An 18,392-nucleotide genomic window follows, 5' to 3' on the forward strand; every position below is an offset into this window, starting at 1 on the left:
AAAAATAAAAAGTAAAATTTAAAATGAGGTTGGGGCGAAAAACTTATAGCCGCTAAGCCAAGAATATTCTCGATCCATTCGGCTGAAGAGGTATTATGCCTCCTCAGCCCGAATGGTTTGTAGCACATCAAAAGCCTTTTTTCTCTCAGGCTTGTTGCAATGACTCCATTACTGCGCCTAAAAAGCGTGTTGCTTCACCGCCAGTGGCTGCTCTATGATCAAAGCTAATAGATAATGGAAGTAGGTTATGAACTTCAACTGTACCGTCAGCATTAGCGACAACCCCTTTATATAGTCTACCAACAGCTAATATAGATACCATTGGTGGAACAATAATAGGGCTTGCAAAACGGCCAGCAAATTTACCAAAATTAGAAAGAGTAATTGTTGCCCCTTTTAATTTATCTGCGGTAATGTTACGGTTGCCGACCGATGTTTTAAATTCATTAATGATTTGACGTAACTCAGGATCTGAACGTTTTGCCGCATCATGAATAACCGGAACAAATAAGCCTTCATCATTATCCATAGCTAAGCCAAGATGCACTTCTTTAAAGCATTGGCGTGCACCATGTTTGGTATCAAACCAAGCATTAAGTGCTGGCTCTTTTTGTGATGCATGGACGATGGCGCGAATTAGACGTACGGTAATGTCGGTTCCTGGTTTCCAGTTGCTTATATCGGCTTCATCAAAAATACTTACCGGAACCACTTCTGCATGAGACTGAACCATGCTATTTAGCATCGCGCGGCGTACGCCGCGTAATGGCTCGTAACCAACAGGGACTTGTGAATTTTTATCTGCTTGTGTTTGTACGTCATCATGAGTGATAACACCAAACTCACCTGTACCCTTAAGTACTGATAAATCCACACCTAATTTTTTAGCTAGCATTTTTACCGCAGGCGTTGCTTTAACACGTGGCTTGGCAGATTGCTGCGTACCAATAGTGAAGTTATCTTCACTAATTTCGCTGCTTTCTTCTAAATTGCCGACAACTGTGCCTTTATCCGCAGCTTTTGCAGTGGTTGATGTAAAGGCAACTAATGGTTCCCCAGTTTTAATTACATCGCCTGGTTTACCGAATAACTTGCCAATTGTCCCGCTTTGGGGGCAGGGAACATCAACTACAGCTTTAGCTGTCTCCATCGAAACTAGCGGTTGATCGGCGATGACCGTATCACCTTCTTTGACAAACCACTCATGAATTTCAGCATCAGGTAAACCTTCACCTAAATCGGGCAGATTGAAAATATTCATTATTACTCCATTATGCTCATAACACTGTTTTTAATACGTGCAACACTGGGTATGTATTGTTTTTCCAGTTGGAAATAAGGCATGATGGTATCATAACCTGTTACACGCTGGACTGGAGCCATTAAGTCAGCCATTGAGTTTTCCATAATTTGCGCTGAAATTTCAGCACCAACGCCACAAGTTTTTGCGCCTTCATGAACAATGACGCAACGTCCTGTTTTCTCGACCGAGGCGAGAATTGTTTCAATATCCAGAGGCTTGATGGTTGCTACGTCAATGATTTCACATGAAATACCTTCGCTTTCTAATTGCTTGGCTGCTTGTTGGGTTTCATGCAGGCTGGCTCCCCAGCTGATTAGCGTAACATCATCACCTTGTTGCAGAGTGAAACATTTACCAATAGGCAGTGCCTCACCATTATCTTCAACAGGTTGTTTCACCAAACGATAAATTCGTTTGGGCTCTAAAAAGATTACAGGATCCGGATTACGCATTGCCGCCAGAAGCAAACCATAAGCACGCTTCGGGGATGAGGGGATAACTACCTGCAACCCAGGGATATGTGCAAATAATGCTTCTGTACTTTCTGAATGATGCTCTGGCGCTCTGATTCCACCACCAAAAGGCGCACGAAAAACGAGTGGACAACTTAGGCGTCCACGGGTTCGGTTTCGCATACGTGCTGCATGAGAGATAATTTGGTTCATTGCCGGATAAATAAAGCCCATGAATTGGAATTCAGCAACAGGTTTTAAACCTTGTAGCGACATTCCGATTGCCAAGCCAGCGATCATGGATTCGGCAAGTGGCGAATCAAAAACTCTTTTTTCGCCAAAGCGCTCTTGTAACCCTGCGGTTGCGCGAAACACACCGCCATTTTTACCTACGTCTTCTCCAAAAACAACCACATTTTCATCCTGAGCTAACTCATAAGCTAAGGCCTGGGTTACTGCTTCAATTAAGGTAATATCAGGCATTGTTAGCTTCCTCCATAGCGATTGCGCGTTGTTCCACTAAATATTCAGGCAATTCCGCATAATGATAATCGAAAATGCTGCTAATAGGTTGAGGCGTTGAGCTCAGGTATTCGTCTACAGCTTTTTCAACTTCTTCTGCACAATGAATTACTAATTGTTCTTCTTCTTGGGCATTCCAAATCTTTTCTTGCAAAAGATATTCTTTAAATCGAGCAATTGGTTCTTTGGGTCTTGCCTGTTCGACTTCTGCTGAAGGCTGATAACGAGTGGCGTCATCTGCGGTGGTATGATCTGATAAGCGGTAAGACATCGCCTCAATTAAGGTGGGGCCTTCGCCTCGCCGTGCTTTTTCAATGGCATCACCAATCACTTGTCGTGTTGCCAGAATATCATTACCATCAATTTGCATTCCGGTAAAACCTGCGGCAATAGCTTTTTGCGCAATTGTTTCTGTTCCTGTTTGTTTGTCTCTAGGAACGGAAATAGCCCATTGGTTGTTATTAACGACAAAAACAAGGGGTAATTTCCAGATACCGGCTACATTGATGGCTTCGTAGAAATCCCCTTCAGAAGTGCCACCCTCGCCGATGCACACTACAGCAACACGTGGTTCGCTTCTGTATTGAAACGCAAAGGCTACGCCAGCTGCATGCAAGCATTGGGAGGCAATGGGAACGCAAATGGGCAAATCTTGAGAATTACAGGAAAATTTACTGCCACGCTCATCACCACCCCAATAAGACAGAATTTCTGACATTTTGACGCCACGCTGGATTTGCGCTGCATAATCACGATAGTAGGGGGCAAAGACATCCTCAGGTCTCATTGCATGACCAATTGCAGCAGAAATTGCTTCTTGGCCATTAATTGGGGCATAAGTCCCCATTTTACCTGTTCTTTGCAAGGCAATTGCTTTTTTATCAAAAGTACGAGTAAGAACCATTATTTTGTATAGTTCTTTTAATGCTGCGGGGTCTTGGGCAAAAGCAGGAGCCTCTCCTGTTAATTTGCCTTGTTCATTTAGAAATTGAGTGTATGTAATATCAAATTGAGCAACTGTTGCCATGTATGGCTCCTTGTCAACAAAGCGTTTGCATAGCATACTCACAAATTAATTTAAACACCAGTAAATTAGAGTGGAATATTGTTAGAATTACTACAGAGTTGTATCTATATTGTATGTCCACAAACGCTAGTATGAAATTGCGAGGAATACATTGAGTCAGTTTGTGTTATTGTCGTTGGATTATTGTTCTTCAATGCAAGATCATTATCAAAAATTATCTCATTTGCCAGGTTTCGTGCTTCTTGAAAGTACTGACAAGCCACGGGCGCGTTATGATATTGTCAGTGCCTATCCTTATGATTCAATTAAAGTGGATCACCGAGCGCAAAATAGTGCCCAAGTGCTCGCTCAATTAACTCAATCTTTAGCAATATATCCCTCCGTAGCAGATCTTCCCTTCCAGGGAGGGGCTATAGGTTATATTTCTTATGATCTTGGGGAAAAATTGGTTGGTATTGATTCAGTGGCACAACCCACACTAAGTACTATGCCTTTATTAGATCTTGGTTTGTACGATTGGGCTATTATTGTCGATCATCATTTGAGAAAAACAACCTTATTTGCTGCAAATACGCAGCCATCAACGCCTAAAATAGTAGATGAGATTTTGAGCTTATGGTGTAGTCCATCGGCATTGCATAGACAAGCTACCTTAAAAAGCGATTTTACGGCATTAATTACACAAAATGATTATCAACAAGCATTATCGGTGATTCGTCATGCCTTAATCTGCGGCAGGAGTTATCAGGTTAATTTTACTCAGCCTTTCTATGCACAATATGAGGGGGATAGCTGGGAATTTTATAAGAAAATAAGTCGAAAAAATCCGGTTCCCTTTTCTGCATTTCTAAGAACAGAAGATGCTGATATTTTAAGTTTTTCTCCAGAGCGTTTTTTACTTTATGACAATGGAACATTGGTGACCTCGCCAATCAAAGGCACGATCAGACGTTCTAGCGATCCGATTGAAGATGAACGTTTAAAACAGGAATTGGCTGCAAGTGAAAAAAATAAAGCTGAAAATGTAATGATCGTTGATCTACTACGCAATGATTTAGGCAAAATTGCTAAGCCTGGATCGGTACAGGTTACTTCTTTATGCGATGTTGAAAGTTATAATTCGGTACATCATTTAGTAAGTACTATCAAGGCTGAATGTTTGCCTAATGTAGCTCCTTTTGAAGCTTTTTTATCGTGCTTCCCTGGTGGTTCAATTACTGGCGCTCCGAAACGTGAAGCGATGCATATTATTCATGAGCAGGAATCATATTCCAGAGGAATTTATTGTGGTGCCATAGGTTATTTTTCACGCCATGGCTATTTTGATACAAATATTGCTATACGTACGCTCACGGCTAAAAAGAATATTTTGCACTTAGCTGCTGGTGGTGGCATTGTTATTGATTCAAACGTTGAAGATGAGTATTGTGAATGTTTTATTAAAATAGCGGCGGTTATTAATGGGCTTAAATGACTTAACAGCAAACTCGCCAACACAAGCGGCAGTTATGGTGCTTTGTGAACGAGAAACCAATTCTTTGATTCTTACAAAGCGCAGTGACCATCTTCGGGCTCATCCAGGAGAGGTCTGTTTTCCTGGAGGTACTTGGGAGGAGGGGGACCGGGATTTATATGCCACTGCTTTAAGAGAGTTGCATGAGGAATTGGGGATTCCCTCAGAGCGAGTGCACTTTATCAGAGCGCTAAAAATACAGCAAACTCTTTTGGGAAGTGTTATTCATCCATGGCTTGCCAGTATAGAATCTGTTAATCCGTACTATTTAAACTCTGATGAGGTTAGCCGTTTAATTTTGGTACCGTTGCCTTTAGTGCAATCGGCAGCAAATTATAAAGACATTATTGTCGAGCGGGGTAAGTTTCGTTATAAAAGTTGTGAGTTTGTTTTTAATGATGATTGGGTTTGGGGCGCTACAGCGAAGATTATGAAACAATTGATTTTATAGGTCGGGTTTTTAAAGGCGATAACCGTCCAGTTCAGCATTATTCCTACGCTCCGCGGACAAGCCGCGGGAAAGTAGGTGGTGTATTTGGAGGCTTAACTTGAACCCTCTGATTTCATTTGTTTATTCGCGTCATCATCTTTAAGTGCACGGCGAAGAATTTTTCCTACATTGGTTTTAGGTAACTCATTAAAAAACTCGACTACTTTGGGAATCTTATAGGCAGTTAAATGTTCGCGGCAATACGCGATCACTTCTTCTGCGGTTAAATTGGGATCTTTTCTAACAATACAGGCTTTAACACGCTCACCAGATTCTTTGTCATACAGACCAACAACACCAACTTCTAAGACGCCTGGGTGCATGCTGATTACTTGTTCTACTTCATTAGGGTAGACATTAAATCCAGATACAAGCAGCATGTCTTTTTTTCTATCAACTAAATAGATATAGCCTTCTTCATCCATTTTACCGATATCACCAGTCTTTAAATATCCAGATTTTGTAAAGACTAATGCGGTTTCATCTGGACGTTTCCAGTATCCTGGCGTAACTTGAGGGCCTTTAATGCAGATTTCCCCGCTGGATCCAATAGGTACTTCATTTTCATTGTCATCCAGGATCACAATGTCGGTTGATGGAAGGGGTAAGCCAATACTGCCATTGTATTCGGCAAGAGACATTGGATTAATCGTCGCTGCTGGACTGGTTTCCGTGAGACCATAGGCTTCTAATATAGGCGTTTTGGTCACTTCTCGCCAACGCAGGGCAACGCTCTTTTGCAAGGCCATACCACCAGATAAAGAAAGCTTTAATGTACTAAAATCTATTTCTTTAAATTTGGGATTATTTAACATGCCGTTAAATAAAGTGTTTACCCCCGTAATCGTTGTAAAACCACTATTTTTTATTTCTTTAATAAAGTGATTCATATCGCGCGGGTTGGTAATCAATATATTCTTGGCGCCTATTTTCATGAACGTTAAACAATTCGCCGTTAATGAGAAAATATGATATAGCGGTAATGCTGTCACAATTATTTCATTATCACTTAACGCAGGAGCTATCCAGGCATATGCTTGTAAGAGGTTAGCAACGACGTTACCATGCGTTAAAATTGCCCCTTTGGCTACCCCAGTGGTTCCGCCAGTATATTGCAAAAAAGCAATATCTTGATGATTAAGCTCTACGTGATGAAGCGTAGCTTGCTTTCCTTCAATTAATGCGTAATTAAACGAAACAGCATGCGGAATCTGATAAGGTGGAACCATTTTTTTTATGTATTTAACGACACTATTAACGAGCACTCGTTTTATTATGGGAAATAAATCACCAATTTGGGTTATTATAACGTGTTTTAGTGAGGGGATGGAGGGAAGCGCTTTTTCAACTGTTTTTGCAAAATTTGCAAGAACAATGATTACCTCAGCACCGGCATCATTCATTTGATGGATAACTTCATCACTGGTATAGAGCGGGTTCGTATTCACGACAACATATCCTGCGCGTAAAATTCCAAACAGCACTACAGGATATTGTAAAAGATTAGGCATCATAATTGCTACGCGCGCACCTTTTTCCAGTTTTAACTGTTGGAGATAAGCAGCAAAGTCACGGCTTAATTCATTTAATTTAGCAAAACTAATATCAGTGCCAAGATTGGAATACGCTGTATTTGTTGCATATTTTGTGCATGATTCTTTAAACAAAGCTACAAGGGAAGAATATTGACTTGGGTCAATTTCATGTGGAACGCCATTCTGATATTGTTCAAACCACCGTTTATCCACCTTAATGTCCTTCTGTTATTGTTTTTCACATGTTAGTATAAACAAAAAATCTGGTTATGGATATCATACTCATGAGTGAAAATACAACACAAACTCAAGCATTTAAGTTAAAAGGCAGGCTTTATACATTTACTGTTTTACAAGTATTAAACACTGATAGTGCTATTTTCACGCAACAATTAGTTGATACAGTGACACGTGCCCCTAAATTGTTTGATCACACACCAGTAGTGTTTGATTTATCCTTGGTACAACATTTAGAATTTGATCTACAGACTTTAATACAAACGGCGCGTTCTAATGGTATGATTCCTGTTGCTATTCAAGGTGGCAGCTCCTTGCATGATACTTTAGCTCAGTGTCAGGGATTGGCTGTATTGCATGCTTCAGCAACCCACGATAAGCCTATTATTGAGCGCTCAATAGAACATACCCCCGTTGAGCCTGCAAAAACAAAGTTGCTGACAACGCCCGTGCGTTCTGGTCAGCAATTTGTAGCAAAAGCTGCGGATCTCATTGTGACTTCTTCGGTAAGTCCTGGGGCTGAATTATTGGCAGATGGGTCTATTCATGTGTATGGTGCCTTACGTGGCAGAGCATTAGCTGGTATTTCAGGAGATAAAGAGGCGCGAATTTTTTGTCAATCTCTGGAAGCAGAACTGGTCTCAATTGCTGGTTTTTATCGCTTAAGTGATGCGATAGAGCCTCATAATGGTCCTTGTCAAATTTATTTATTGGACGATCATATTCAGATTGAGCCTTTATGATTGATGCAGTTTTTATTTCAGATCTTCATTTGCACCCAGATGAATATGGCATTCAGCAACGTTTTGATTTATTTATTAAATGGGCTGTGAAGCATGAAGTAAAAAATATTTATATTTTAGGTGATTTTTTTCATGCCTGGGCTGGTGACGATACCTTAAATGATTGGAGCAGGGGTATTGCAGCGCAATTGCATGCGTTAAAAAAACAAGGTATTAATCTGTTTTATATGTGCGGTAATCGTGATTTTTTACTGGGTAAAACTTTTGCTAAGCTTGCTGGGTGGGATGTGTTATCTGAACCGACGATCATTTACTTAGGTGAAGAAAAAATAATGTTAGTGCATGGAGATCGATATTGCACTAAAGATGTGGCACATCAACGATTTAGATTGCTCACCCGAAATAAGATTTTTCCCGCTTTGTTTTTAAGTTTGTCATTAAAGTACCGTGAACGATTAGTAAATCAGGTGCGCAGTCGCAGTCAAAACAATGTAAGTAAACCTGTGGAGCAAATGGATGTCGTTGCCGAATCTGTAATTCAACACATGCAAGACCATGAGGTGACTAAGCTAATTCATGGGCATACGCATAAACCAGGTACCACAACCTATGCAGCTAATGGCCAAGAATTAACTCGCTATGTCCTTAGCGATTGGGATGACAGACCAAAATTATTGTGTTATCATAATACAAAGGGGTTTTATTTCGCCCATCCTTGATCTTTTTAGGAGTTTGAAATGGCTGAGCCTGTAGATATTATAAAAAAGCAATCTGTAGATATTATAAAAAAGAATGCAGAAGAACATGCAATGCAAGCTACTCTAATTGCAAAGCAAAAACTACGCAATGATGAAGCTAATCGACGGATGCGCAGTGATGAGGATTTAGATAAGGAACTCAAGGATAAAGGGTTCACTACCGACGAGCGCGGCAACATGATTACCCTGTGGAAAAAATTAATGCGCGAAGCAGAAAGAGCCATCAACGAAGGACAACACGCATATAATGACTGGCGTTCCTCAATGATGAGCTTATTAGAACTGTGTTCTTTATTCCTTAAAGCGCTGTCTCAATCACGAGATGAGCTTTTGAACCCAGTTACAAAGATAATGAAGCAAACGTTTCGTGAGCAAGTTCTTTATCCATTGAAAGATAAAATTATGGATGCAATCCGGGGTCAACCTAGGGGGGATCTTCCTACTTTGGTGCATGATCTTACGATGTCTGATGACAATAAATTAAAAATTGGTGAGATCACATTTGGTGATGGTAGCCGTCCAACCTCTGACGATCCTAATAATCTAGAGAAGTTTAATAATGCATTTGCAACACTGGTCACTCTTTGGTTAAAAGATAATGGCTATGAGCTTGCCGCTGACAATACTTTTGTTACGACTGATGAACATCAGACGGTATTAACAAAAGAAAAATTTGAAGAATTAAAGGATGATGAAGGTAATGGCCTTAATGCGTTTTTGGATCTAAACACCCAGTTGGAATTCAGACCCCGATGACCATAATCAAACCGTTGGGCTGTAGCCCAACGGCCTGCTAGTTTATTGCTTTCCCTGGGATGCCACTATGAAAACGAAATACACTGTCTGTTGCCAGAATAAATTCATTTTCAAGGGCTAAAAACATTGTTGTACGCTGCTTAATGTCACCACCATACAGTTTTGCCAAACGCAGATAATCTTCAAAATGACGTGCTTCAGACTTAATCAACGTACTGTAGAACTTCGCTAGTTCTTCGTCTTCTATGTAAGGAATAATTGCATGAAAGCGTTCACAGGATCGTGCTTCGATAATGGCGCCGATAATGAGTTGATCGCATAAACGCTCAACACCATCTCTACGAGTTACTCGTTTATGCATTTGCATGGCGTACCCTGATGGTTGCAAAGGACCATATTCAATACCCCGTTTAGTCATCACATTGACCACTTTTTCAAAATGCAGCAATTCTTCCCGGGCTAAAGGAGACATCACGTCAATTAATTCTTTTTTTTCAGGGTATTTACTCATAAAGTTAATTGCTGTGGCGGCGGCTTTACGTTCACAATGCGCATGGTCGATTAATAATAGCGGAATTTGCTGTGCTGCATGATCCAACCATAATTGTGGTGTTTTTACTTGCAGAAATTCATTTAACATTTGTAAATCAGTATCTAATCGTTTTAACATCTGGAAAATACACTATACTTTCAAATAAATAGTCTTATATCACATACTGCGAATAAATTAAATTGGATGAAAAATGAGCGAAGCAAAATCAGAGATTGCATCAAGCAAGTGGTTCTCAACTTATGGGATTATAACTGCTGAACGGATCTTGGGTAAATATCAAATCAAATTGGCACAAGATGAGCTGATAACAGCAATTAAAAGTCCCTTTAGCTTTTATCATAAATTACTAGAAATTCCATTAAAAAATGTCCTTAACGGCATCGTGCTTCAACAGGCTAATGACTATCATATTTATGCTCAGAAATTATTTATTGATTATTTATTATCAGGTGAAAATTCTAAAGAAGAAGGCGCTCAGGGGGCTAGCACGCGCGAGGCAATGGAAAATGAACGTCAACAACTGGTGCTACTTGGCGAGGAATACCATAAGAACGAAGGTGAGCATAATAATTTAATCGCCAGTAGCCAGGCTGCATTAATCAAAATTACACATGAATTTAATGTGGCTTTAGAGCAAGCTGTTACTATGCTTGCCACGACACTTAAAAATGTGGGTCTTGCTGATGCAAAAACTAAAGCACGGCTTGCGATTATTCACGCTTTAATCTTTTGTAATCTAAGCGAACCACAGTTGCAGAGTAATCCGTTTCTTTTTACAGAGAAAATGAATGAAATACTAAAAATCTCATTTAAAGAAGATATAAAAGAAAAAATCATGGAAAATCTATCTGTACTACTCAATATCGTTCTTAATTTTGATGCGAATGTAGAAACTTTTATTGAACGAGGGAAGGAAATGAGTGTCCGTGCAAATTCGTTTAGAAGTGAGTTTCATGACACTATTATTCGCGTTATGGAGTTAATCAAATTGTTACCTGAATACAGAATCGATCTGGATCAGGATGCAATCAACAGGGAACCCCTGTATTTCGATAAAAGCATTGGTGCTCTTTGAGGTTATTTATTGAGCGCTATCAAAATAAATTTGACAGGGTGAGCTTTGGATGAGATAATTGACCAGTTTTTAACTAACTGGATTCTTCTATGTTTTTGAAAAAAGCTATTAATGATTTCAAGCCCAAGCAGCATTTTTCTGCTTTTCAAGATAGTCGTACTTTGGGATTCGCTTTAGCCGCCCCGATTGTTTATCCTCTGTTGTTAGCGTCACAGACCATTTTAGCGATTGGTTGTGCAGTTATCAGTACTGCGGTTAGTGTACTTAGCCTTGCTGTTGCCGCAGGTGCTACCTTATTCTTTCAATTTGAATTTGCAAACCGTGCGCTTACTGTCGGTTTCGATTTTTTTGTAACCGCTGCAAAACTGGCAGCTATAGTTGCAATATCTGCGTTAAATACTGTTGCTGCATCTCCGCTGGCAGCTGCCTCACTTGCCACACGTAGTGCAGCAACTGCGATTTCTTTCTTCAAATCAGCTCCAACTGAAGAAAACAGCTCTTCTGATAATGAAATTCATCTGCAAAAGCAGTAATAATTATGGCACTATCAAGGCGCCTTAGGCGCTATTTTGAGTAGTGTCGCAAGAATTTTTCAAGGCACAAAGCGAAATTATTTTGGGCATAGTTAAGCCGCACATCCCTATGGCGGACTGCTTTAAAATTTTTTCTCTCATAAGATCGCCGGGCTTGTTTACCATCAATGGCCACTATTTCTTCTTCTGTTATTTTAAAGGTTTTGATGATCTTGCCCTGTTACAATGAATTTATATTAGCCATAAAGCATGCACTTCGTGTATAATAACGCACTTTAAACTACTAACCCCTATGGAGCGCATAATGGCAAAAGAATTAACGTTGTCAATTATTAAACCTGATGCTGTAGCTAAATCAGTTATTGGCCAAATTTATACTCGTTTTGAAGACGCCGGTTTAGATATCGTTGCTGCGAAAATGGCCCAATTATCTCGCGAACAAGCAGAAAGCTTTTATGAAATTCACCGTGAACGTCCATTTTTCAATGCTTTAGTTGAATTTATGATCTCTGGTCCAGTAATGATTCAAGCACTAAAGGGCGAGAACGCAGTAATGAAAAATAGAGATATTATGGGCGCTACAAACCCTAAAGAAGCTGCTCCAGGTACAATCCGTGCTGATTTTGCTGATAGCATTGATGCAAACGCGGTACATGGTTCTGACAGTCAAGAGAACGCTGCTCGTGAAATAGCTTTCTTCTTTGAACCACATGAAGTTTGTGAGCGATAAGATTTAGGTTTTGGAGTGAATATGACTGAGCAAAAAGTTAATCTATTAAATTATAATTATCAGCAAATGCGCGAACTATTAAGTTCGTGGGGTGAGCAACCTTATCGGGCGCAGCAGATAATTCAGTGGATTCATCAAAGCGGCTTAGTCGATTTCGCTCAAATGACCAATCTTGGGAAAGCTTTACGAGAAAAGCTTTCTCAGCTTTCTTACATTAAAGTACCTGAAATTGTTACCTGCCAAAAATCCAGCGATGGCACTCATAAATGGTTGTTAAAGTTGGATTGTGGCAATTGTATTGAAACCGTATTTATTCCCGAAGCAAATCGTGGAACTTTATGTGTTTCCTCGCAGGTTGGTTGTGCATTGAATTGTTCTTTTTGCTCAACAGCAAAGCAAGGATTCAATCGTAATTTAAGCACAGCAGAAATTATTGGCCAGGTTTGGTTGGCGGTAAGAGAATTATCTACGAATCAAGGTGTTCATGATAAGCGGCTGACAAATGTTGTGATGATGGGCATGGGGGAGCCTTTACTTAATTTTGATAATGTTGTTTCTGCAATGAATATCATGATGGATGATTTTGCTTATGGATTATCAAAACGTCGTGTGACATTAAGTACTTCGGGTGTTTTGCCTGACTTAGAGCGTTTAAGACAAGTAAGTCCTGTTGCTCTAGCGGTCTCCTTACATGCACCTAACGATGAATTACGTAATGAGTTGGTACCCATCAATAAAAAATATCCCTTGGCACAATTGATGGCTTTGTGCAAAATCTATTTTAAAGATGAGCCGAGAAGAAAGGTAACTTTTGAGTATGTGATGTTAAAAGGGGTCAATGATCAACCCGAACACGCTACTCAATTAATTAAATTGCTGCGTGATGTTCCTGCAAAAGTGAATTTAATTCCATTTAATCCATTTCCAATGACCCAATATCAGCGTTCATCGCAAGCAGCAATCGATGCGTTTAGAGATAAATTAATTGCTAATGGAATCAATACGATTACACGTAAAACCCGTGGAGATGATATTGATGCTGCGTGTGGGCAATTGGCAGGGGAGGTTAAGGATAGAACTAGTCGTTCACAAAGATGGCAAAAATTACATTTTATACCAAAAGTAGTAGATGCTGCTCAGCAAGAAGAACGGGTTTAACCTGTTTTACTGGGAAAATCCACATTGTCAGTGTCCTGCGGTTTGTCCACGGGGTAACGCTGATAAGATGCCATATCGTGGTAATCAATTCGTTAATGCAACGCTATTGTCACTAAACCCGCTCCGGTTAACGAGTGCGGGGATGTGAGTGACGATACTTTTCTTTGTTAATTAACTACAAAACATTTTTAATTTATCAGTAAGCGGTTATAATGCCGAATCTTTTCTAACCTTAATGTGAATACACTGTGTTAAAAGCGCGTTATCTCTTATTCATTTTGGCTTGTTTGCTGATACACGCATGCACGCATAATGAGGAAAGTGAGAAACAAAATTTAAAAAAGCCAGATCTTAGCAAGGCTGCATCTTACAATGTTCAATTAGGGTTAGGTTATTTGAAGCAAGGGGACAGGCCCCGAGCGAAAAAGAAATTACTTACGGCATTAGAACAAGAGCCAAAATCTCCTGATGTTAATTCAGCGATGGCTTATTATTTTGAACAAACCAGTGAACTAGAGCAAGCTGAAAAATATTATTTAAAGGCATTATCATTAGTCTCTAATGGCGGAGCCCAACTTAACAATTATGGTGCTTTTTTGTGTCGTCAGGGTAATTATAAAAAAGCAGAACAATATTTTTTAAAAGCAACTAATGATTTACATTATGTACATACTGCAGGAGCTTACGAAAATGCGGGACTCTGTGCTTTATCGGTTCTTCACACTGCTAAAGCAAAGCTTTACTTTGCAAAAGCATTAAATCAAGATCCCTCTCGAAAAGTTTCTTTTTATGAATTAATTAAAATACAAACTAAAGATGGGCATAACGCAGAGGCTTATACATTGCTGCGTAAACACCCGGATTTAGTTTTAAACGATAGGATATTGCTGTCTTTGGCTAAGGAAATTTCAGAGAAAGTAGGCCAGCACAATGTAGCTGTAGAGTATGAAAATAATATTAAAAATATGGATCCAAATCTCGATAATGGTGGAGCAAATAATGAGTACAACAACCACGCTTGACGATAATACAATTGTTCATGCAATTAATCCTGGGGCGCAACTTGCTAGTATACGTGAACAAAAAGGGTATTCTGTCGAGTTTATTGCTAATAAATTACATTTAAGAACTCGTGTCATCGAATTAATCGAAAAAAATGAGTTTCAATCATTACCAGGAACGGTGTTTATCAAAGGGTATTTACGGGCGTATGCTAAAATATTAGATGTTTCTCCTGAGCCTTATTTAGCTGTATTTGATGAGCAATATGTAACTGAAAAAAAGCCTGAGCGTGCATTATGGCAACAAAGCAAACGTGAGTCGAATAAGGCAGAATATGTTATTCGCTGGTTTACTATCCTATTTGCCTTAGGGGTGGTTGTTGCAGTGGGTATTTGGTGGCAAAAAAATCAGGACAGCCAGCAACAACTGTTTTCAGAAAAAAGTGCGCCTACTGATTTATCAATGAATCAAAATTCAATAACAACTACTGAAGTTAAATTGACTGATATATCTAAAATGCAATCATTGCTGAATCCTAAACCGGAAATGTCTCCTTTGGAGAAAATAGGTGGCTGAGCGAATTCAAGCAATACGTGGTATGAATGATATTTTGCCTGATAAAACCCTTTTGTGGCGTTATATTGAGCAGACATTCATTAATTGCCTTACAAACTATGGTTATCAGGAAATTCGTTTCCCCTTAGTTGAAAGTACGCAATTATTTAAACGGACTATTGGTGAAATAACCGATATAGTCGAAAAAGAAATGTATACTTTTAACGATTTAAATGGGGACAGCATTACGCTTAGACCTGAAGGTACAGCGGGTTGCGTTCGTGCATGTCTGGAACATGGCTTGCTACATAATCAACAACAAAAACTATGGTATTTAGGTCCTATGTTTCGTCATGAGCGACCACAAAGAGGACGATACAGACAGTTTAATCAATTAGGCGTTGAAGCATTTGGTATGGCTGGGGCACAAGCAGAACTTGAATTAATTTCCCTGTGCCGTAAATTCTGGATACAATTTGGATTTGCTGATTTAGTGCAACTACAAGTAAATACACTGGGTGAGTTATCTGAACGCCAAAAATACAAAAGCATCCTGGTTGATTATCTAAATGATCACACCGCACAGCTTGATGAAGACAGTAAACGAAGATTAACGCGAAATCCCTTGCGAATTTTAGACAGTAAAAACCCTGAAATGCAGCAATTGGTAGCAAATGCACCAAAACTGATTGATGTTCTTGAAGGGAAGAGCAAAGAGCATTTCCAAGCTTTTTGTAATGGTTTAGATGCATTGCAAATTCCCTATGTTATTAATCCTGTTTTGGTGCGCGGGTTAGATTATTATGGACATACGGTATTTGAATGGGTTACTGATCGTTTAGGCAGCCAAGCGACAATTTGTGCGGGTGGTCGTTATGACATATTGGTTGAGCAATTAGGCGGTAATGCGACGCCTGCAGCTGGTTTTGCGTTAGGCGTGGAGCGTATATTCTTGTTGATGGAAACCTTGAACCTTTTACCGCAAGAGACTAAAAAGAATTCTTTATTTATTATTGGTACAAATAAAGAAGCTATAGTCAAAGGTCTTGTAATTGCTGAAGCTATTCGTAATGCTTTTCCAGCACTAGAGGTTATTGTAAATACTGCTGGTGGAAGTTTTAAAAGCCAATTTAAAAAAGCGGATAAAAGTGGCGCACGTTTGGCACTTGTTTTAGGTGAAGATGAATTAGCTAATCAAAAGATCAGTATTAAAGACTTACGCAATGGAACCGAGCAGATCACAGTAGATCAAAGTGCGATTAATCAGTTTATACATGAATATCTAAAGTAAGTGGATTTTTTGCCTGGATAAAGGCGTAGCCTTAATCCAGCTTATGGGTTAAGTTGAAAGTTCAGGAGAGTGTTATGTCAGTTTATATGACCGAAGAGGAACAATTAGAATCGATTAAAAAATGGTGGAAGCGCTATGGTAATGTTGTTATGTTTGCCGTGTCGCTGGTGCTTCTTGCTGTCGCAGGTTATCGATATCTAACATGGCATCAGGATAAATTGACACAACAAGCTTCTATTGCTTATGAACAAATGATGCTTGCCATGTCGAATCACAATGTAAAAGCTGTAAAATCTTATGCAAATGAATTAATTAAAGACCATGATAAGACTGTTTATGCCGATGTCGCACATATGACGCTTGCTAAAATTTATATATCCAAAAATAAATTGGATAAAGCTCAAGCTGAATTACGAATAGTGGCTGATAACAGTAAAATGCTGTCATTAAAGCAAATTGCTAAGATTCGCATTGCTCGTATATTAACTGCTGAAAAATCATACGCTAATGCCTTAACCGAGCTTAGTCGTATTGAAGATACTACCTATTTGCCAGTTATTAATGAATTGAAAGGTGACATTTATGGTGCCACTGGCCAGTATCAAGAAGCGATGAGTTCTTATAAAAAAGCTAGTGATGAAGTAAGAAACAATGGTATGGGTAATTTATTTTTAGAAATGAAAACTAATGAAATTGCTGATAAGACTCAATCGATGACGGCTGATGAGAAAAAAATAGAAGCAGCATAGTAATTTCAGGGGGGAGTAACTTACTGATGAGTCAGGGAGAAATCCCATCCCCCGCGACTTGCCTGTGGGAGCCAAAGATTTAATCTTGGCACGGAATTCCTAGAGCTTGCAGACAAGCGCAGGACGTTGACAGAGTTTCCCTGACTTGTTGAGATGTTACCTAGGATAATGATTTTTATACTTAAATCGTTCATGATGTGGAAGTAAGAACGGTATAGAGTAAGACGATGAAAATTTTAGAGGTTTGAGTTTGATGAAAAATAAATTATTTATTTTAGCACTTTGTGCCGCAATGCAGGGATGCTCAAAAGTTGATGACTACTTATTGGGTACGGACAATACGCCTAAACCTAAAGAATTAACAGCGATTCAAGATAGAGTTAAAGTATCGCAAAACTGGACTGTAGCGGTTGGAAAATCGTCTAAAAATAGAGAGTATCTAAGACTTAAGCCTGTAATCCGTGGCGGTATTATCTATACTGCTGATGCTAGTGGCTTAGTTCATGCCGTTAAGAAAAATGATGGTCAAATTAAATGGACCACTCAGTTGAAACATAATCTTGTTAGTGGTCCAACAATTGCGAATGGATATATTGCTGTTGGAACCAGTAACTCGTCATTAGTTTTATTAAATCAAGCTAATGGAAAAAAATTATGGCAAAATAAAGTTTCAGGAGAGATCTTATCTCCACCAGCGATTACTCATAAAAAAGTGATTGCTAAGACGATTGATGGAAAGGTTTATGCATTCAATGCTGTAGATGGAAAGCAATTATGGATGTCTGAACATGGCTCGCCAAACTTGGTTTTAAAAGCCAGTTCCTCTCCCGTAGTTATAGGTAGCTTAGTTTTAATCGGCTTTTCTGATGGAAAAATGGATGCGATTGATGTTAATACTGGGCGCGTAGTTTGGCAAAGAAGTATTGCCTATGCCTCTGGCTCTAGTGATGTAGAGCGATTAGTTGATATTGATGCAGATCCAATTGTCGAAGGTGACGTGGCATATTTGGCTAGTTACCAAGGCTATATAGGTGCCTTGTCTCTATCGAACGGACAATTTATTTGGAGAAAGCCTGGTTCTGTTTATAAAAATATGCTGTCTAGTGGCAGCACACTCTATATAAGCGATAGTCACGATGTGCTTTGGTCAATTAACAAGCAAAATGGCCAAGTAAACTGGAAGCAAAAAGTATTAAAAGCCCGAGGGTTAACTGAGCCTGCACTTGTTGGCAAGGATCTGGTTGTAGGGGATAAAACAGGCTATTTGCATTTTATTGACTCGCAAACAGGTGAAATATTAGGACGTTATAAAGCATCAAGCGGGGTGAGTATTTCTCCAAGCGTGGTAGGAAGAAGGCTTTATGTGTTAACAGACAATGGAATGCTTAATCAACTATCTGTGAGTTAAAA

General features: G+C 39.4%; 19 protein-coding genes. 14 read left to right on the forward strand and 5 right to left on the reverse strand.

Features of this window, described 5'->3' with window-relative positions:
• Positions 1–145: 145 nt before the first annotated feature.
• Genes LDG_RS12680 through pdhA form a run of 3 tightly spaced genes read right to left on the reverse strand, consistent with a single transcriptional unit; the run spans position 146 to position 3,304 of the window.
• A complete protein-coding gene (locus tag LDG_RS12680) occupies positions 146–1,261 on the reverse strand; it encodes a dihydrolipoamide acetyltransferase family protein (RefSeq protein WP_006871785.1) in 1,116 nt (371 codons plus the stop codon).
• 2 nt (positions 1,262–1,263) lie between these two features.
• Positions 1,264–2,238 (reverse strand): alpha-ketoacid dehydrogenase subunit beta, encoded by a 975-nt coding sequence (locus LDG_RS12685; protein WP_006871786.1) that lies wholly within the window; start codon positions 2,236–2,238, stop codon positions 1,264–1,266.
• Positions 2,231–3,304 carry a pyruvate dehydrogenase (acetyl-transferring) E1 component subunit alpha gene (gene pdhA / locus LDG_RS12690; protein ID WP_006871787.1) on the reverse strand — a complete coding sequence of 358 codons (1,074 nt, stop codon included), beginning with the start codon at positions 3,302–3,304 and terminating at the stop codon, positions 2,231–2,233. The genes LDG_RS12685 and pdhA overlap by 8 nt, the downstream gene beginning before the upstream one ends.
• 151 nt (positions 3,305–3,455) lie before the next feature.
• Between pdhA and pabB the strand changes: the two genes are divergently transcribed.
• Together pabB and LDG_RS12700 are read left to right on the forward strand one after the other, a co-directional pair.
• The gene (pabB, locus tag LDG_RS12695; RefSeq protein ID WP_040535771.1) at positions 3,456–4,778 is read left to right on the forward strand and encodes an aminodeoxychorismate synthase component I; all 1,323 of its coding nucleotides are present in this window, start codon (positions 3,456–3,458) and stop codon (positions 4,776–4,778) included.
• Positions 4,765–5,268, forward strand: coding sequence for an NUDIX hydrolase (locus LDG_RS12700; RefSeq protein ID WP_006871789.1), 504 nt, complete (start codon positions 4,765–4,767; stop codon positions 5,266–5,268). The genes pabB and LDG_RS12700 overlap by 14 nt, the downstream gene beginning before the upstream one ends.
• A 92-nt stretch (positions 5,269–5,360) precedes the next feature.
• Here the strand turns inward: LDG_RS12700 and LDG_RS12705 are convergent, their stop codons facing one another.
• Positions 5,361–7,055 (reverse strand): AMP-binding protein, encoded by a 1,695-nt coding sequence (locus tag LDG_RS12705; RefSeq protein ID WP_006871791.1) that lies wholly within the window; start codon positions 7,053–7,055, stop codon positions 5,361–5,363.
• A gap of 71 nt (positions 7,056–7,126) precedes the next feature.
• On the opposite strand from LDG_RS12705, the gene minC reads away from it, so the two are divergent.
• The 3 genes from minC to LDG_RS12720 are packed head-to-tail and all read left to right on the forward strand — an operon-like array spanning position 7,127 to position 9,336.
• Positions 7,127–7,822: a septum site-determining protein MinC gene (gene minC, locus LDG_RS12710; RefSeq protein WP_006871792.1), complete on the forward strand. Its 696-nt coding sequence runs from the start codon at positions 7,127–7,129 to the stop codon at positions 7,820–7,822.
• Positions 7,819–8,541 (forward strand): UDP-2,3-diacylglucosamine diphosphatase, encoded by a 723-nt coding sequence (locus LDG_RS12715; protein ID WP_006871793.1) that lies wholly within the window; start codon positions 7,819–7,821, stop codon positions 8,539–8,541. The genes minC and LDG_RS12715 overlap by 4 nt, the downstream gene beginning before the upstream one ends.
• Positions 8,542–8,559: 18 nt before the next feature.
• Positions 8,560–9,336 carry a hypothetical protein gene (locus LDG_RS12720; RefSeq protein ID WP_006871794.1) on the forward strand — a complete coding sequence of 259 codons (777 nt, stop codon included), beginning with the start codon at positions 8,560–8,562 and terminating at the stop codon, positions 9,334–9,336.
• 37 nt (positions 9,337–9,373) lie between these two features.
• On the opposite strand, the gene miaE is transcribed toward LDG_RS12720, so the two are convergent.
• Positions 9,374–10,006 carry a tRNA-(ms[2]io[6]A)-hydroxylase gene (gene miaE / locus LDG_RS12725; RefSeq protein WP_006871795.1) on the reverse strand — a complete coding sequence of 211 codons (633 nt, stop codon included), beginning with the start codon at positions 10,004–10,006 and terminating at the stop codon, positions 9,374–9,376.
• A gap of 73 nt (positions 10,007–10,079) precedes the next feature.
• Here miaE and LDG_RS12730 point away from each other — a divergent pair, with 73 nt between their 5' ends.
• The 9 genes from LDG_RS12730 to bamB all read left to right on the forward strand — a co-directional run bounded on the left by LDG_RS12730 (position 10,080) and on the right by bamB (position 18,390).
• A complete protein-coding gene (locus LDG_RS12730; RefSeq protein WP_006871796.1) occupies positions 10,080–10,964 on the forward strand; it encodes a hypothetical protein in 885 nt (294 codons plus the stop codon).
• An 89-nt stretch (positions 10,965–11,053) separates the two neighbouring features.
• A complete protein-coding gene (locus LDG_RS12735) occupies positions 11,054–11,497 on the forward strand; it encodes a hypothetical protein (protein WP_006871797.1) in 444 nt (147 codons plus the stop codon).
• Positions 11,498–11,801: 304 nt separating this feature from the next.
• On the forward strand, positions 11,802–12,227 hold the full coding sequence (gene ndk, locus LDG_RS12740) for a nucleoside-diphosphate kinase (protein ID WP_006871799.1): 426 nt from the start codon (positions 11,802–11,804) through the stop codon (positions 12,225–12,227).
• Positions 12,228–12,248: 21 nt separating this feature from the next.
• Positions 12,249–13,385, forward strand: coding sequence for a 23S rRNA (adenine(2503)-C(2))-methyltransferase RlmN (gene rlmN, locus LDG_RS12745; protein WP_006871800.1), 1,137 nt, complete (start codon positions 12,249–12,251; stop codon positions 13,383–13,385).
• A gap of 248 nt (positions 13,386–13,633) precedes the next feature.
• A complete protein-coding gene (gene pilW / locus LDG_RS12750; RefSeq protein ID WP_006871801.1) occupies positions 13,634–14,407 on the forward strand; it encodes a type IV pilus biogenesis/stability protein PilW in 774 nt (257 codons plus the stop codon).
• Complete coding sequence (locus tag LDG_RS12755) at positions 14,385–14,963, forward strand: helix-turn-helix domain-containing protein (protein ID WP_006871802.1); 579 nt, start codon at positions 14,385–14,387, stop codon at positions 14,961–14,963. The genes pilW and LDG_RS12755 overlap by 23 nt, the downstream gene beginning before the upstream one ends.
• The gene (gene hisS / locus LDG_RS12760) at positions 14,956–16,233 is read left to right on the forward strand and encodes a histidine--tRNA ligase (protein ID WP_006871803.1); all 1,278 of its coding nucleotides are present in this window, start codon (positions 14,956–14,958) and stop codon (positions 16,231–16,233) included. Before LDG_RS12755 ends, hisS begins: the two co-directional genes overlap by 8 nt.
• A gap of 74 nt (positions 16,234–16,307) precedes the next feature.
• Positions 16,308–16,982, forward strand: a complete 675-nt coding sequence (locus LDG_RS12765; protein ID WP_006871804.1) for a YfgM family protein — start codon at positions 16,308–16,310, stop codon at positions 16,980–16,982.
• A 253-nt stretch (positions 16,983–17,235) separates the two neighbouring features.
• The gene (gene bamB / locus LDG_RS12770; RefSeq protein WP_006871805.1) at positions 17,236–18,390 is read left to right on the forward strand and encodes an outer membrane protein assembly factor BamB; all 1,155 of its coding nucleotides are present in this window, start codon (positions 17,236–17,238) and stop codon (positions 18,388–18,390) included.
• Positions 18,391–18,392: the final 2 nt, after the last annotated feature.

Origin of the sequence: Legionella drancourtii LLAP12 (genome assembly GCF_000162755.2) — a bacterium.
Lineage (GTDB): Bacteria > Pseudomonadota > Gammaproteobacteria > Legionellales > Legionellaceae > Legionella > Legionella drancourtii.

What these genes read in the sequence shown, in the direction of transcription:
- LDG_RS12680 (WP_006871785.1), bottom strand. Translation starts at nt 1,261, where the DNA reads ATGAATATTTTCAATCTGCCCGATTTAGGTGAAGGTTTACCTGATGCT.
- LDG_RS12685 (WP_006871786.1), bottom strand. Translation starts at nt 2,238, where the DNA reads ATGCCTGATATTACCTTAATTGAAGCAGTAACCCAGGCCTTAGCTTAT.
- pdhA (WP_006871787.1), bottom strand. Translation starts at nt 3,304, where the DNA reads ATGGCAACAGTTGCTCAATTTGATATTACATACACTCAATTTCTAAAT.
- LDG_RS12700 (WP_006871789.1), top strand. Translation starts at nt 4,765, where the DNA reads ATGGGCTTAAATGACTTAACAGCAAACTCGCCAACACAAGCGGCAGTT.
- minC (WP_006871792.1), top strand. Translation starts at nt 7,127, where the DNA reads ATGAGTGAAAATACAACACAAACTCAAGCATTTAAGTTAAAAGGCAGG.
- LDG_RS12715 (WP_006871793.1), top strand. Translation starts at nt 7,819, where the DNA reads ATGATTGATGCAGTTTTTATTTCAGATCTTCATTTGCACCCAGATGAA.
- LDG_RS12720 (WP_006871794.1), top strand. Translation starts at nt 8,560, where the DNA reads ATGGCTGAGCCTGTAGATATTATAAAAAAGCAATCTGTAGATATTATA.
- miaE (WP_006871795.1), bottom strand. Translation starts at nt 10,006, where the DNA reads ATGTTAAAACGATTAGATACTGATTTACAAATGTTAAATGAATTTCTG.
- LDG_RS12730 (WP_006871796.1), top strand. Translation starts at nt 10,080, where the DNA reads ATGAGCGAAGCAAAATCAGAGATTGCATCAAGCAAGTGGTTCTCAACT.
- LDG_RS12735 (WP_006871797.1), top strand. Translation starts at nt 11,054, where the DNA reads ATGTTTTTGAAAAAAGCTATTAATGATTTCAAGCCCAAGCAGCATTTT.
- ndk (WP_006871799.1), top strand. Translation starts at nt 11,802, where the DNA reads ATGGCAAAAGAATTAACGTTGTCAATTATTAAACCTGATGCTGTAGCT.
- rlmN (WP_006871800.1), top strand. Translation starts at nt 12,249, where the DNA reads ATGACTGAGCAAAAAGTTAATCTATTAAATTATAATTATCAGCAAATG.
- LDG_RS12755 (WP_006871802.1), top strand. Translation starts at nt 14,385, where the DNA reads ATGAGTACAACAACCACGCTTGACGATAATACAATTGTTCATGCAATT.
- LDG_RS12765 (WP_006871804.1), top strand. Translation starts at nt 16,308, where the DNA reads ATGTCAGTTTATATGACCGAAGAGGAACAATTAGAATCGATTAAAAAA.
- bamB (WP_006871805.1), top strand. Translation starts at nt 17,236, where the DNA reads ATGAAAAATAAATTATTTATTTTAGCACTTTGTGCCGCAATGCAGGGA.